14 protein-coding genes are annotated in these 15,150 nt (G+C 33.9%); 10 read left to right on the top strand and 4 right to left on the bottom strand.

Annotation, left to right across the window (positions count from 1 at the left end; genetic code table 11):
- The 7 genes from pta to IE155_RS09845 all read left to right on the top strand — a co-directional run bounded on the left by pta (nucleotide 1) and on the right by IE155_RS09845 (nucleotide 6,252).
- A complete protein-coding gene (gene pta, locus IE155_RS09875; protein WP_189378093.1) occupies nucleotides 1-2,112 on the top strand; it encodes a phosphate acetyltransferase in 2,112 nt (703 codons plus the stop codon).
- Between the two features lie 575 nt (nucleotides 2,113-2,687).
- On the top strand, nucleotides 2,688-3,032 hold the full coding sequence (locus IE155_RS09870) for an ArsC family reductase (RefSeq protein WP_189378092.1): 345 nt from the start codon (nucleotides 2,688-2,690) through the stop codon (nucleotides 3,030-3,032).
- Nucleotides 3,032-4,180 (top strand): succinyl-diaminopimelate desuccinylase, encoded by a 1,149-nt coding sequence (gene dapE, locus IE155_RS09865; protein ID WP_189378091.1) that lies wholly within the window; start codon nucleotides 3,032-3,034, stop codon nucleotides 4,178-4,180. Before IE155_RS09870 ends, dapE begins: the two co-directional genes overlap by 1 nt.
- A 19-nt stretch (nucleotides 4,181-4,199) precedes the next feature.
- Nucleotides 4,200-4,928, top strand: coding sequence for a M15 family metallopeptidase (locus IE155_RS09860; RefSeq protein WP_229817201.1), 729 nt, complete (start codon nucleotides 4,200-4,202; stop codon nucleotides 4,926-4,928).
- Nucleotides 4,921-5,115: a hypothetical protein gene (locus IE155_RS09855; protein WP_189378090.1), complete on the top strand. Its 195-nt coding sequence runs from the start codon at nucleotides 4,921-4,923 to the stop codon at nucleotides 5,113-5,115. The genes IE155_RS09860 and IE155_RS09855 overlap by 8 nt, the downstream gene beginning before the upstream one ends.
- Before the next feature lie 44 nt (nucleotides 5,116-5,159).
- The gene (locus IE155_RS09850; protein WP_189378089.1) at nucleotides 5,160-6,035 is read left to right on the top strand and encodes a tetratricopeptide repeat protein; all 876 of its coding nucleotides are present in this window, start codon (nucleotides 5,160-5,162) and stop codon (nucleotides 6,033-6,035) included.
- Nucleotides 6,036-6,060: 25 nt separating this feature from the next.
- Nucleotides 6,061-6,252: a nucleoside/nucleotide kinase family protein gene (locus tag IE155_RS09845; protein ID WP_189378088.1), complete on the top strand. Its 192-nt coding sequence runs from the start codon at nucleotides 6,061-6,063 to the stop codon at nucleotides 6,250-6,252.
- A gap of 365 nt (nucleotides 6,253-6,617) precedes the next feature.
- On the opposite strand, the gene IE155_RS09840 is transcribed toward IE155_RS09845, so the two are convergent.
- The 4 genes from IE155_RS09840 to speB form a co-directional block, all read right to left on the bottom strand.
- Nucleotides 6,618-7,658 carry a T6SS phospholipase effector Tle1-like catalytic domain-containing protein gene (locus IE155_RS09840; RefSeq protein ID WP_189378087.1) on the bottom strand — a complete coding sequence of 347 codons (1,041 nt, stop codon included), beginning with the start codon at nucleotides 7,656-7,658 and terminating at the stop codon, nucleotides 6,618-6,620.
- A 65-nt stretch (nucleotides 7,659-7,723) separates the two neighbouring features.
- On the bottom strand, nucleotides 7,724-8,413 hold the full coding sequence (locus IE155_RS09835) for a LysM peptidoglycan-binding domain-containing protein (protein WP_189378086.1): 690 nt from the start codon (nucleotides 8,411-8,413) through the stop codon (nucleotides 7,724-7,726).
- Nucleotides 8,414-8,600: 187 nt separating this feature from the next.
- Complete coding sequence (speA, locus tag IE155_RS09830) at nucleotides 8,601-10,526, bottom strand: biosynthetic arginine decarboxylase (protein ID WP_189378229.1); 1,926 nt, start codon at nucleotides 10,524-10,526, stop codon at nucleotides 8,601-8,603.
- 67 nt (nucleotides 10,527-10,593) lie between these two features.
- Nucleotides 10,594-11,538: an agmatinase gene (gene speB / locus IE155_RS09825; protein ID WP_229817199.1), complete on the bottom strand. Its 945-nt coding sequence runs from the start codon at nucleotides 11,536-11,538 to the stop codon at nucleotides 10,594-10,596.
- A 246-nt stretch (nucleotides 11,539-11,784) separates the two neighbouring features.
- On the opposite strand from speB, the gene IE155_RS09820 reads away from it, so the two are divergent.
- The 3 genes from IE155_RS09820 (at nucleotide 11,785) to IE155_RS09810 (ending at nucleotide 14,300) form a co-directional block, all read left to right on the top strand.
- Nucleotides 11,785-12,747 carry an adenosylmethionine decarboxylase gene (locus IE155_RS09820; protein ID WP_189378085.1) on the top strand — a complete coding sequence of 321 codons (963 nt, stop codon included), beginning with the start codon at nucleotides 11,785-11,787 and terminating at the stop codon, nucleotides 12,745-12,747.
- The gene (gene speE, locus IE155_RS09815; protein WP_189378084.1) at nucleotides 12,737-13,609 is read left to right on the top strand and encodes a polyamine aminopropyltransferase; all 873 of its coding nucleotides are present in this window, start codon (nucleotides 12,737-12,739) and stop codon (nucleotides 13,607-13,609) included. Before IE155_RS09820 ends, speE begins: the two co-directional genes overlap by 11 nt.
- A 295-nt stretch (nucleotides 13,610-13,904) precedes the next feature.
- A complete protein-coding gene (locus IE155_RS09810) occupies nucleotides 13,905-14,300 on the top strand; it encodes an ExbD/TolR family protein (protein WP_189378083.1) in 396 nt (131 codons plus the stop codon).
- Nucleotides 14,301-15,150: the final 850 nt, after the last annotated feature.

Genomic DNA, 15,150 nt, shown 5'->3' with positions numbered 1-15,150 from the left:
ATGTCAAATCGTTTAATGTTAATACCCGTAGGTTTTGGTGTTGGACTTACAAGTGTAACCCTTGGGCTAATGCATGCCTGTCAGCAAAAAGGCATTAAAGTTGGTCATTTTAAACCGATTAGCCAACCTTCTAGAAACTCACTTTCAAATAAGAACCAAACCATTAGTTGGTCTGGTAACGACTTGTCAATCACCTTAAGTTATGTAGAAGAAAAAATGGGTGACGGACAGCATGATGTGGTATTAGAGCAAATAGTTGCCAACTATAATAATTTTAGTAAAGAATACGATTTAGTCATAATTGAAGGTTTAATTCCAACGACACGCCAGCCGTATGCAGGAAGAATCAATAAAGAAGTAGCACAAGCACTTTCAAGTAATATAGTACTAGTCGCATCTCCAGACAGCGATAATGAAGAAGAGTTTGAAGACAGAATTGAAGTCAGCGCAGCTACTTTTGGTGGTTTAAAAAACCCAAAGTTACTCGGTTGCATTATCAACAAAATAAATTCTCCTGATAAAGATGAGTTTGGCTTACTCCCTCGTGAACATGAATTTGAGGTTAATCCAGATTTAACCCCTTGGCTTAATTTATCTATTTTTAAACATAATCACTTTAGCTTATTAGGGACTATCGCTTGGGAAATTGATTTAATTGCACCAAGAGTCATAGATATCGCCAATTATTTAGACGCTACAGTGATAAATGCTGGAGACATGGAGCATCGCCGCATTCGTAGTATTAGCTTTTGTGCGAGAAGTGTAAGCAACTTAGTAAGTCATATACAACCAGGACGTTTAGTGGTGACGCCAGGTGACCGAACCGATATAATTATTGCCACTTGCTTATCAGCTTTAAATGGAACAAAAGTCGGCGCTTTATTACTAACTAATGGCTATCTACCGAATAAAAGCATTATGGAACTATGCGATCACGCCTTAGCCGCTGGTTTACCTGTACTATCTGTACCATCTGATACTTGGCAAACATCTCGTCACCTAATGAACTTTACGCCAGAATTACCTCAAGATGATATACAACGTCAAGAAAGAGTAAAACAATATATAGCAGATAACTTGTCTCCAGTATGGGTTGATCAATTATCTAAAATTGCACCTCATCTAAATCCTATGTCACCGCCAGCGTTCAGGCATAAATTAACGGAGTTAGCAAAACAAGCAAATAAATTAATTATATTACCTGAAGGTACCGATGTAAGAACAATAAAAGCTGCGGCTATATGTGCAGAACGAGGCATTGCCCGTTGCCAATTACTAGGAAATAAAGAACAAATTCTCAAAATAGCTGAGCAACAAGGTATTAATTTACCCTCTGGTTTAATTATTACCGACCCCGAATTAATTAGAGATAATTACATTAATCCTTTAGTTGAGCTAAGAAAACATAAAGGCATGACTGAAGTGGTTGCCCAGCAAGAATTAAAAGACAATGTAGTGCTTGCCACTTTAATGTTAAAGCTAGGGCAAGTAGATGGATTAGTCTCTGGTGCCGTAAACACCACAGCAAATACAATTCGCCCAGCACTACAATTAATTAAAACAGCTCCTAACAGCTCTCTAGTTTCTTCAATATTTTTCATGCTATTACCCGAACAAGTATTGATATATGGGGATTGTGCAATAAACCCTGAGCCGAATGCAGAACAACTTGCTGATATAGCTATTCAATCTGCTGATTCAGCAATACAATTTGGGATAGAGCCTAAAGTAGCAATGATTAGCTATAGCACAGGAACATCTGGTCACGGCGCCGATGTGGAAAAAGTTAAGCTCGCAACTAAACTGGCCCAAGAGAAACGACCTGACTTAATAATAGATGGTCCATTACAATATGATGCCGCTATTATGGAAAACGTAGCAAAAACTAAAGCCCCAAATAGTCCTGTTGCAGGCAAAGCCAATGTGTTCATATTTCCAGATTTAAATACCGGTAATACGACTTATAAAGCAGTACAACGATCTGCTGACTTGGTCAGTATTGGACCAATGCTTCAAGGAATGGGTAAACCCGTAAATGACTTATCAAGAGGTGCTCTTGTTGATGATATTGTTTACACCATTGCATTAACAGCAATTCAAGCTAAATTTTAAATAATACGTAAATTTAATGCTTAAAATACAGACATTAGTGGCATATTTGATATAAAAATCACTTATTTGACTTAAGTTGGTGTTTTTATAAACTCTCAATCATTGGTCGTTTATTTTTTAGCTAGCCAAAAAACAAACGACCAAATTAATTAAACTATAACAATAAGATACACAGATAAACAAAGGTTGCTCACAATGATATCCACAGCTTTTGTGGATAGTATTATTAAAAATAATAAATAATCATCTTTGTTTTTAGGCAATTAAACCATCATTAAACTTATTTTTATCTACCTTTTACTAAAAATAAATAAACAAACACGTATTTACACAATATTATCGTAATAAAGCTTCATACTTATTGACCAAATATATAAAATATCAGTCTTGCTCTAGTGGTTACCCTGAGAAATAGGTATAGTTATTCTTTAATTAAATGGCTTTTTTTACCGCTTTACCCAGCATCAAATGTTGTCCCGTAATTAATAATTATTTCGGTCGGTAATAGCACTAGCAACATCTGCTAAATAGGCTAATTCACTATCTTGTTAAATAGATAAATTCAAAGGAATTTTATGACTGTAATTTATGGTATTAAAAATTGTGATACCGTTAAAAAAACACTGAAATGGTTAGATAACAACAACATTAACTATGAATTTCATGATTTTAGAGTCAATGGCATAAACACCACATTAATTAACAAATTTACTCAACTGATAGATTGGGAGTTATTATTAAACAAACGTAGTACGACTTTTCGTGCTTTAGATGAGAGCATTAAGAAAAATTTAGACGAAAATACCTTTAAGAATATTGTGCTTGAACAACCCACATTAATTAAGCGCCCCGTATTATTAATCAACAACACATTACATGTCGGCTTCAAGGAGCAACAATATCAAGAGTTATTTAACTAATGGCCACAATTGAAACTAACGTAATATCTCTTGCCAAAGCATTAATTTCTCGCCCTTCTGTAACTCCAGAAGACGCAGGTTGCCAAGCATTAATGCTAAATATCCTTGAACCGTTAGGCTTTAATAACGAAACAATGGTATTTGAAGACACGACCAATTTATGGGCTCGTAAAGGTTCAACGTCACCAGTATTTTGTTTCGCTGGACATACCGATGTTGTGCCTGCGGGTAATCTTGAGTTGTGGCAGACACCGCCTTTTGAGCCTACTATTATTGATGGGATGCTTTATGGTCGTGGTGCCGCCGATATGAAAGGTAGCTTAGCAGCCATGGTTATCGCCACAGAAAAATTTGTTAATGATCACCCCGATCACCTAGGCTCTATCGCCTTTCTAATTACGAGCGATGAAGAAGGCCCATTTATTAATGGTACTACCCGCGTAATCGATACATTAGAAGCTCGTAACGAGAAAATAGATTATTGTATTGTAGGAGAGCCATCAAGTACTTATAAAGTTGGTGATATTATTAAAAATGGTCGTCGTGGCTCTATTTCAGGTGAAATAGACATTCATGGAAAACAAGGCCATGTAGCATACCCAGATCATGTAAAAAACCCTATTCATTTAGCCATGCCAGCACTCGCTCAATTAAGTCAAAGCCATTGGGATACAGGCAATGATTATTTTCCAGAAACCAGTTTTCAAATATCGAATATCCAATCTGGCACTGGTGCAACAAATGTAGTCCCTGGACACCTTACCGCGTGGTTTAATCTTCGCTATAGTACAGAATTAGATGATCAAACTATTGTGGATAAAGTTAATGCGGTAATGACCGAACACCAACTTGATTATGAAATAAAATGGACCTATAACGGTAAGCCCTTTATTACTGAACCAGGTTTATTTGTTAGCGCGGTAGAAGAAGCCATCTTGTCAATTACTGGGATCACAACTGAACTTTCAACATCAGGAGGTACTTCAGACGGACGCTTTATTGCACCAACAGGAGCTCAAGTTATTGAATTAGGGCCTTGTAATAAAACTATACATCAAGTGAATGAATGTGTCGCCTGCGAAGACCTTAACTTGTTAGCTGATATTTATTATCAAACACTCGTTAACGTATTAACACCTAAAACTTAAGTTGTTGGATGATAAACGTGTGAACAAACTCTTAATACGTAACGCACAAGTCGTTGGCCAAGATGAGTACCACTTAAGCTGGTTATCTCCAAAGTTAGCTATTCATAATGATATGTTATCTGCTTGGAAAGATTTGGTAAGTCATGCTAAACAATCTGGCTTTGAATTATCCATCGCCAGCGGATATCGTAGCTTTGATCGCCAACTTAGCATTTGGAATAAAAAATTTAATGGCGAGCTAGCCGTTAGAGATAAGCACAATAATATTATTGAGCTAGACCACTTAAACGAAACAGATAAAGTGATGGCTATTTTGACTTATTCTGCTTTACCAGGGGCAAGCAGACATCACTGGGGGACAGATATTGATGTTTACGCCACTAACTTATTACCTAATGGTAAATCTCTACAGCTTGAGCCATGGGAATACCAAGAACAAGGCTATTTCTTTCCTTTAAGCCAATGGTTAGATCAACACGCTAATGAATTTGGTTTTTTCTTTCCTTACTCTCAAGATCGAGGTGGTATCGCAATAGAACCATGGCACATGTCTTTTCAACCACTTGCGCAACAATATGAAAATAAGTTAACCCTTCCATTACTGGCTAATTTAATTGGAACGAGTAAAATTTCCGGTAAAAAAGCTATTTTAGCTAACTTAACCAGTATTTTTACGCAATATATTACGAATATTTGTCATACACACCTTCTCGACAATAATGCTATAAATAAGGAAGATCATGGATAATTGGCTTGCTTGGATCATTTTAATTATTGTAGCTTTGTATTTTGTGGGGAATTTAAATACTTTTCATAAAAGTGCTAAGCTTCCAATGCGTAAAAAAAACTTAAATGATCTAAAAGAAACACTCCCACGAACGCATAAAACGGATCACAAAATGCCACCAAATTCAGGTGTTAAACAGGAAAAATAACTTTAACAACAAATTTTAATTTTACAGTAAAAGGACAAAGTAAAGTGTATGTTAAAGCAGCAATGAAGCAGATAAAAATTTTAAGTTTCCCTAAATTATCTATACCATTAAAAATACCTACGCTACTACTTTTTGTTCTTGGGTTATATTTAGGCTACCTAAAATATAGTGCTTATCAATTAGAAAATCATCAAACATTGGCTATCATCTCAGCACCTAAAATAGATGATATATATTTTTTAGATTTTAGATTATTGAGCAATAAATTAAGACCTACTGAAAAGTATAGAATTGCTAAAGTTGTCGATATTACCGGAGACATTATTACATTAGTCTATGGTAGTTTGTATTATCAACGAAAACATTCAGCTATTAACAGTATCAAATACGGTCAGTTAAGTTACAAAGATTACTTTGAAACCAAACGCTATAATTTACCGCTTACAAAAATTAGAAATATGCATCAAGGTGAAATTATTTACTTAGCAAAAAGGCCTACTCGCAAAAAGTTATATGGAAACCTAGTAAGTCCAGAGATAATGAAACCTGCGGCAAGTCCATTTATTTACGGTAGATCTGAAAATATCAAAGGGGAAGCATTCTTAATAGAGCAACATAGCGAAATCAATTTTAAAACGGCATTTGAACTATTCCAGCAATCGTCTGAGCTTGGTTATGTCGAGGGCCAAATCAACCTTGCAGAAATGTATATAAATGCCTTATACACCCCAAAAAATTTAAATAAAGCGTTATTTTGGCTGAAACAAGCGTCTTTACAAAGCAGTAAAGCTGCAATTTTAAAATATGAAATTATTTGTAAACAAGTCCCTGAGTGTAATATTTACAACTTCTTTAAAGAATTAACCAATGCAGGTGTAAATGTTAAAGTGAGAAAATTAGATTTTGAACTCACTAAATAACAATTTTTACTAAAAGTAAAATTAAATGAAAAAAAACATCGTAATTGCGATCAGTGGTGTATCAGGCTCAGGTAAAACGACAATTGTAAAAAGGTTAGCGAGTAAATTCGATTGCCCATTTTTACTTTTTGATGATCATATTGATGAAAACACTTATCCTGTAAACATGGAAGCTTGGTTAAAAAATGGAGCCAACCAATCACTTATTCCCCCCTAAATTTGCCAATTCATTAAAGTCTTTAATTATAGGGAGTAATAGCCAGTTGATTTTTATTGAAGAACTGTTTAGCAAAGAAAGAGATGTTATATCTTTATGAATTGATCATATTATTTTACTCGATCCTCCCTTGGAGTTATGTTTAGCACGTATAATAAAAAGGCATATCAACTTCCACAGTACCAATTCAATATATTCCCTATCGAGTTATTTAGATATATAAAGCACTGCAGAGATATTAATAAATCAACAGCAAACCAAGTTAGAAATAATTGTGACTTCGTAATTAAAGAGACATCTTAAATTCAAAATACAACCAATGACATTATTAATTTTTTAATCGCTTTAAAAAATTAATAATGAATTTAATCCTCGAGAGCAGGCCAACCATTAGCTTTTATTTCACTTACTAAATTACTAGGTCGATAGCTTTTATCTGCTAAATAACGCGCTTTCACCGATTTGTGTAATTTTAATTGATACGTCTCATCGGTCAGTTGTAGTTTTCGATACATTTTACGTTTAACACGATAAAAAGACTTTCGTGATTCGGTAATCGTGGCCGTAACTTTAGGGTTTAGTTGTTCCGTTAAATGAGATTCAACGCTTAATGCATGGCTTTTCGCTTCTTTTATCATCCATTGTAACGTGATATCTGATAATAGCCCGCTATCTTCGTCAGGCGCATAACTACCGCCAATATTACTATGAGCACCACAAAACCAAACTTGTTTAATATCAACACTCGTACGTCGTTGCCATATTGTGGGGATAAAATCCTTACGGTGTTCATCTATCGCTAAGGCATGTCTCGCAACCTGAATATTTGAACCCATTTTAGTGTCATAAAATTCATCTTCATCTTCGAATAACCCCAAAAATGAAATAGGTATGCCCATTGCGCCAACAGTGTCCCATACCCCAACAAATTTTATTACTTTATCGGGATGACTATTCTCAGCAATAAACATTTCAGACATTGCACTTCGCGGCTTGTAATCAACACCATCATTTTTATAGTGCTCAAAAGCCTGTTCAATTAAATGGGCTTTATCTCGCTTTAAAATACCGCAGTTATTAATTAACCCACATAACGAGCGTATAGTATAAGCGCCACGGCTAAAGCCGAAGAAATAAAGTTCATCTCCTTCATTATAATTCTGAACGATATATCGGTAGTCATCTTTAATATTTTTTTGAATACCTGCACCTGTGGCACCACCTACGACTGAATTATAATAAGAGCCTACGCCCCAATCATAAAACACTTGTTGAGGAATACCATCGTCCCCCATTGGCATAATCGCGCGAGCGAGCTTTAACACATTAGTAGGAAAGTCTTTCTCGAGATCTTTTTCAGGACGGTTCCATGTACCATCAGCACAAATCACTATACGTTTAACCATGTTATCAACTCCATTTGATGATAATTATTATTGATATATAGTTAACAATATAGCTGATTTTCTAATCAGATTGGAAGTTTATTCAAACGAAAGAATTCAGCTTTCATTGCCTCTTTTTCGCCCATCATCGCAATAGTTTTTCGAGAAGGACAAGCTAATGATGCATTATCAATTAGATAACCAATATGTTGATGAGAGAATTTATTTTTATTTGTCTGAAAAATAGCAAGCATTGCACTAAATACATCTACTCGCCAATTATCTTTATAACGACTGGCAATGCTCCACAGCGTTTCTTTAGATTCACGTGTTAGCTGACATTCGGTATCTGGCTCTTTTGAAGTCACCTGCGGTGCTACTGGCGACGTGATATTTTTTTGGGCTGGTCTATTAGCCAAAGATGGATCAAAACTTTCTAATTTATTCGATATATCGACTTGTTGTACTTTTTGCCAAGCTTGACCATCAAACTCATATACTTGAATGAAACTTTCACCTATCGCTGGGCGTATACTCGCTAAACGAACCATGAAAGCATTAAGCCGATGAGCTGCCATTTCTGTCTCATTTTTTTGCGAAACTAGGGTAAACCTTAACGGTAAGTTATTTCCACTTCCAACAATATTTAACTTTAAAAAGAGAGGTTCACGTAGCTCTGATTCTATGGTATTAAGGCTGACATAATTCAATTTTGCGTACGCTATATTGATAAATATATTTATTTGAATGAGTAAAAGTAAGTATAAAACTCGCATCAACATGGTTTACCTTTCAATAAAATTCAAATAGCACTTATTAAATGAGCGCAGCAAGTAATATAGAATGATATTTCAACAAGATATAATCAAGTGTTTATTAATTTATCTTTATAATTAAGAAAAACTTTACTGATAATATTGCTCCATCACTATATAATAATGTGGAGCAATATTTTCTTACTAGCTAACTTTTTAAATAAGTGTAGCCAGCTAAACATTCTTCATAAAAGTCAATTAAATTAACACCTTCACGGGGTTTAATCTTTCCTCGTTGAACTTCTTTATCAATGTCTTTTTTAATCACTTGAGCCATAAGTACAGGTGTATATTGCATCGTTGATAATACATTTTCCACAGAAGAGCCTTTCACAGTTTCTTCAATATAAAAATCCTTGGGATCGTCGTCATAACTAAACACATGAACTTCATTTAATCGACCAAATAAATTATGCATATCACCCATAACATCCTGATATGCACCAGTTAAAAAGATCCCTAAAAAGTAATCTTCACCTGGTATCAATTGGTGTAATGGTATATTACTAGCGACCGTATCTTCGCCAATAAATTTATCTATTTTACCGTCACTATCACAGGTAATATCAACTAAACTACACAGCTTTGTTGGTTGTTCATTCAAACGAGAAATAGGTACAATTGGTAATACCTGATCAATCGCCCATGAGTCAGCTGCTGATTGAAATACTGAAAAATTCGCTAAATACTGTGATGACAACATTGCTGATATTTCACGCAATTCTTCAGGAATAAACTCTTCATTTTTTATTTGTGTTTCAATACGATTTAGAATACGCCAATACATAGTTTCAACTTTTGCCAGCTCATCTAACGTAAAAATACCAAGTTTAAACGCTTGAAAAGCTTGCTCTTTTAATTGGCAAATATCATTGTAAACTTCCTGAGAGTTTTCTTGCTCCATTTCATTTTCAATATCTCGCATATTGGTAACAATAATATGCTCACTAGTCGATTTTTTTGTCGCATATTGTGTTCCACTTGGGTGAATTTCACCGATGACTTTTGTTATCACACAAGAATGATGAGCCGTCATTGCACGACCACTTTCACTCACAATATTAGGATGAGGAACAGATTCAAGATCACAGTTTTGTTTAAAGCCATAAACGATGTCTGAGACATACTCTTCTAAACCATAATTACAAGATGAGTCATTAGTGGATTGAGAGCCATCATAATCAATTGCTAAACCACCACCTACATCAACATATTCTAAAGGTACGCCTAACTGTACTAGCTTTGAATAAACCAATGATGATTCTTGTACTGCCTCTTTAACTGCGCGAATATCAGTAAGCTGGCTACCAATATGAAAGTGCAATAATTTAATACTGTCCTTCATACCTTCATTTTCTAATAACGTTACTGCATTAAGAATTTCAGCAATACTTAATCCAAACTTGGCACGTTCACCACTCGAGCTTTCCCATTTACCTCGTCCTTTCACCATCATTTTAACTCGAAGACCAATAACAGGTGCAATATTAAGCTCTTTCGCTAAAGAGATAAGCTTTGTTAATTCACTAAACTTTTCAATAACAATAATAATATTTCTGTTTATTTTTAAGCCCAATAACGCTAGACGTAAGTACTCTTCATCCTTATAACCATTCAACACGGTTAAAGAGTCTTTATTAGTATTATAGGCAAGTGCTGCAATTAACTCTGGTTTAGATCCAGCTTCTAAGCCGTAATTAAAACGACTACCTGCGTCAACAATTTCTTCAATAACTTCACGCATTTGATTCACTTTTACTGGAAATACACCTAAGTACTTCCCTTCGTAATCAGCTTCCTCAATTTTTGCTCTAAAGGTTTTATTCAGCTGTTCAACTTGTGAACGTAAAATATCATGAAAACGAATAACAGCAGGAAATTCGATCCCCTCTTCCGCCATTTCATTTATTACTTCACGTAAGTTTATTTTAAGATCAGGTTGATCATAACGAGGGCTAACATGAATGTTACCACACTCGCTAATATCAAAATAGCCATTACCCCAACGTTTTACGCGATATGCTTTTTCAGCATCATCAATAGTCCAAGATGAATTAAGGGCTGTTGAAGCCAGCTCATTGCTTGAAAATTCTTTATTACCGCTACTTGGGTTATTCAATTTGTTCAAATCTTTATCTCAACTATGCTAAACAAAATATAAGTTCACGAACAACTTTAGCAGCAAAAACATCGCTGTTACCCGTGCTATCAATCTCTGGTGCTAATTCTACGACATCACACCCAACAAAATTCTTCTCTTTCAACATTTTACAAAGGCTAATAAAAGAATGAAAATCTTCTCCACCAGGCTCTGGCGTACCAGTACCAGGGAAAAAGCTTGGATCAAAATAATCAAGATCTAACGTTAAATAAATAGGTCGATCATTTGCAATGTTATTTACTGCGTCCAAAAATTCTTTTCTTGACGTTTTAATTGTCTTATTTTCTTTCATCCATTGATATTCTTCTTTTGTTCCTGAACGAATACCATATTGTATTAACTCATGTTGCTCACCAAAATGATCTAACACTCTTCGAATAATGGACGCATGTGAATAATGAAAACCTTGATAACCATCTCTTAAATCAGCATGAGCGTCTAAATGAATCAATACTAAATCAGGGTATTGTTCTAAATAAGTTTTAATCGGTGCATAAGAAATAGAATGCTCGCCACCTATTGTCAGTATTTTCACTTGGTCTTGAACTAAATCAATATCTGCAAACAAATCGGTAAAGTCATCACTTGCATATTGCCATTGTTGCTCAAGTATACTGTGCTTTTCTGCTTCATCATTTTCACTTTGCGCAGTAAGTGAAGGACGAATTTTTAAATTTCCTAAATCATAAAACGTAACATCACCTAGATCAGCGTTAAAATATGGTGAATATGTTTCAATGCCGTCAGCAACCGCTCTTAATGCATTAGGACCTGCTTTAGTGCCTTTTCGAAAACACGCAGTTCCATCATATTCAAAACCAATAATATGTATAGAATTAGCATAAATACCTTCGGCATTTTTGGAGAGTTGAAAAGGAATATCAACACTGTCTAATTCAATTGTTAGTTGTTTTATTATTGTCACGTTAGTTAACCTATATATACGCGAAAAATTTCGCGGCAATTATGCTACTTTTTTCACCAAAGTATAGAAATATTTTCAATTATTGATGTTTTTTTTATGACTTTATTTATGTCATAAAAATCACAATAAAATGCATAATTGAATAAGTTTGTTAACCATTGAAAAATAAACTAAAATTTAATACATATAAATTTTATAGATCAAATATAAATAACCATTGTTTTTATCGTTTAAAGGGGCGAACCATTGTTTTTTGAAGGTGCTGAAAAAAAAGCAGAAATACAAATAAATATTGGCCAAATATCTTTACTAAAAGATATAAAAGATACTTTTTGGCAAGCCATGGTGACATCTTGTAATGCGCAAATTATTTCATCGATAAACAATGAAAATTGCAAAGCTTTCTTACTCTCTGAATCAAGTTTATTTGTCTGGAATGATAGACTGTTAATTTTAACCTGTGGTGAAACCCAACTTGTTAATGCTATTGAATATTTTATCAAGAAAATTGGTAAAGATAAAATTAAACAACTTACCTATCAACGTAAAAACGAATACTTTTCACATGCTCAACCCAGCTGCTTTGGGGATGATATAAAGTTACTGTCACAGTACATTAAAGGCAATGCTTATCGATTTGGTGAGCTTGACGGACATCACAATTTTCTATTCCATTATGAAAACAACTTTATTGCTGATCCTGAAGATAAAACTTATGAATTCCTTGCTTATCAAATAAATGAACAAGCTTCTAATTTATTAACCAGCAAAGGTATAACTGCATTAGCGATTAGAGACTTTTTATCGATTAATAAGATTCTACCTGATTTCATCATAGATGATTATGTTTTTCAACCATACGGCTACTCACTGAATGCAATTAAAGCAGATAGATATTTAACGATTCACATCACTCCACAAGCAGACAGTAGTTATATAAGTTTTGAATCAAATATGGACTTAATGGCAATAGCGCCACTTTTTATAGAGATATTAAAACCCTTGTCATTCGATATATTAAGCTTTAATGAACATAGTTTTTCCAATAAAACTACATTATTTAAAGAAGCAAATTACTTAAGTAAATCATTAGTACAACAAACATTACCTAATGGCTATCATGTGAACTTTGCGAATTTTATTTTGCCTCAATTAGAATTTACTCAACCTATACAAGTACATATCGAAGGAGAAAATAATGCACTCTGATTTATGGGTAGAAGAAAAATTTAAAGATTTTTTAGGTCTTCGTTTCAAAGTAGAAAAAATTTTATTCTCAGGGCAAAGCGAATTTCAAACTGTTGATATAGTTGAAACTAAAGGTCACGGTAAAATGCTACTCAATGATGGTTTAATTATGGTGACAGAACGCGATGAATTTGCTTATCACGATATGATCACACACCTTCCATTATTCACACACCCGGCTCCTAAAAATGTCTTAATTATAGGCGGTGGTGATGGCGGAACAGCTCGTGAAGTAATAAGGCACTCAAACGTAGAAAAGTGCACTATGGTTGAAATAGACGCAATGGTAGTTAATGCCTGCAAGCAATACATACCACAAACATCATTAGCTCTTAATGATAAAAAAGTGAATTTAATTATTGGCGATGGAGTAAAGTTCGTCAAAGAAACTTCAGAGAAATTTGATGTCATCATAGTTGATAGCACGGATCCTATTGGCCCTGCACAGCCATTATTCGGGGAGGAATTTTACCAAGATGTCTATAACTGTTTAAGTGATGATGGCATTGTTGTATCTCAAGGAGAATCATCATGGTATGCAATAGATATTCAAAAATCTTTACTTGAAGTCCTTAATCGAATTTTTCCAAAGTGCTTTTTATATAACTTTAGTAATTTAACTTATCCAGGTGGCTTATGGTGTTTCACTTTGGCATCAAAAAAATATCATCCAATCGATGACTTTGATAAACAAAGAGTAAAAGCTAGTGAATTAAGTTTTAATTACTATAATGCGGCTTTGCATACCTCATCATTTGCTTTACCTTCATTTGTTATAAATGAGTTAAAAAGCTTAATCGAAAATAATAATTCAAAGATGTAATTTAAATCGCTTCTAATTTTTCTAGAAGTATTAAGTAAAAATCTAAAAAAGGTGATAAATAATGTTAATTTTAACTAAATTGACAACTAAGAATTATTTATTCGCAATGTAATGTTTGATATTATATTGGCAGATAATATTATTGAGTAAAATAAATACTAGTATTTTAGTATTCCAGCTTATAACCTTAATGAGCTAAAAATTACTTTTTTATTATATTTTAAAATTTTTAGATTTATTCTTTGTTATTACGTAACTTTTCGTACATAGTAACGAAAACTATAAAGGAAACATCATGAGTAGAAAAAGAAAGTTACAAGAAAATAATGATGCTGATGTAGATATGACTCCTATGCTGGATATTGTATTTATCTTATTAATATTTTTCATTGTTACCACATCATTCGTAAAAGAAGAAGGTTTATTAGTTAATAAGCCTAAACCAAACAAATCACCGAGTAATGATAACCCAACAATACTTGTTAAAATTTCAGATTCAGGAATGATCAGCTTCAATAATAAAACTGTTGATATTGAACGTTTACCTGCACGTATCGAAAGTTTCCTAGCTGAAAACCAAACAACTAGTGCCGTAGTGATTGCTGATGATAAAACCGCTCACAATAATGTTGTTACTGTTATCGATCAGATCAAGCAATTTCCACAATTGACTGTATCGATTGGAAAATAAAAATTCAAATTAAGTATTGAACCAAAGTTTCGATACCCAATTAAAAACTCGATATTTATTATCGAGTTTTTTGTAGCAAAGCTCTTAACGCCCTTTTTTAAAGAATCTATAGACCTCTAAATTCAAATTAATATAATTTAAAACAACAAAGTTGAGCGTAACGACTCAGTCAATAACTGTTTAATACACTCTATATATAACAATATAAGTAAACTATTATCCAGTTGGTTTATTACTTGATATCATTATTAATTCAAAACAGAGGTAGTTGAAGCTACTTATAATAAAGTTACAGTATAGCTTTCTTATCTCTCTACTTTCACCGTTAAGCTCCTCGCAAAGCTTTAATGTTGTCCATATACCTGAGCACGTTAGAAAAAACTTATCGCCTTAACCGATTGCATGCTTATTAAACGTAAAAAGATAAGTCTTAATTACTAGGGGGCTTTTATAATAGAAATCTAGCAATGTCCTACTCTCACATGGGCTTTTCTGCAACATAAGTCACACTACCATGACGTACAAGGATGCGCTAATGTCGTGAAGGCATGGATGCCTATGAACGGCCAGCTATTATTTTTTTTATTANTGTCCTACTCTCACATGGGAACTTACCACAGTGCTATTGTCGCTAGACAAAAAAATTACAACTTGGAAAGCATGACGTGCACGGATGCACTAATGTCGATGTTATTCATGGATGAATGCTTTCATCGACCTTCAATATAAATACGCTTTTAAATCTAATTCAGTAATGAGTACGTGACTGTCAAACAACATACAACCACTATGTAGCAAAACTACTTGGGTGTTGTATGGTTAAGCCTCACGGGCAATTAGTATCAGTTAG

It is taken from the genome of Thalassotalea profundi (assembly GCF_014653195.1).
GTDB classification, from domain to species: domain Bacteria; phylum Pseudomonadota; class Gammaproteobacteria; order Enterobacterales; family Alteromonadaceae; genus Thalassotalea_B; species Thalassotalea_B profundi.
This window is presented reverse-complemented; position numbering and strand designations above follow the sequence as displayed.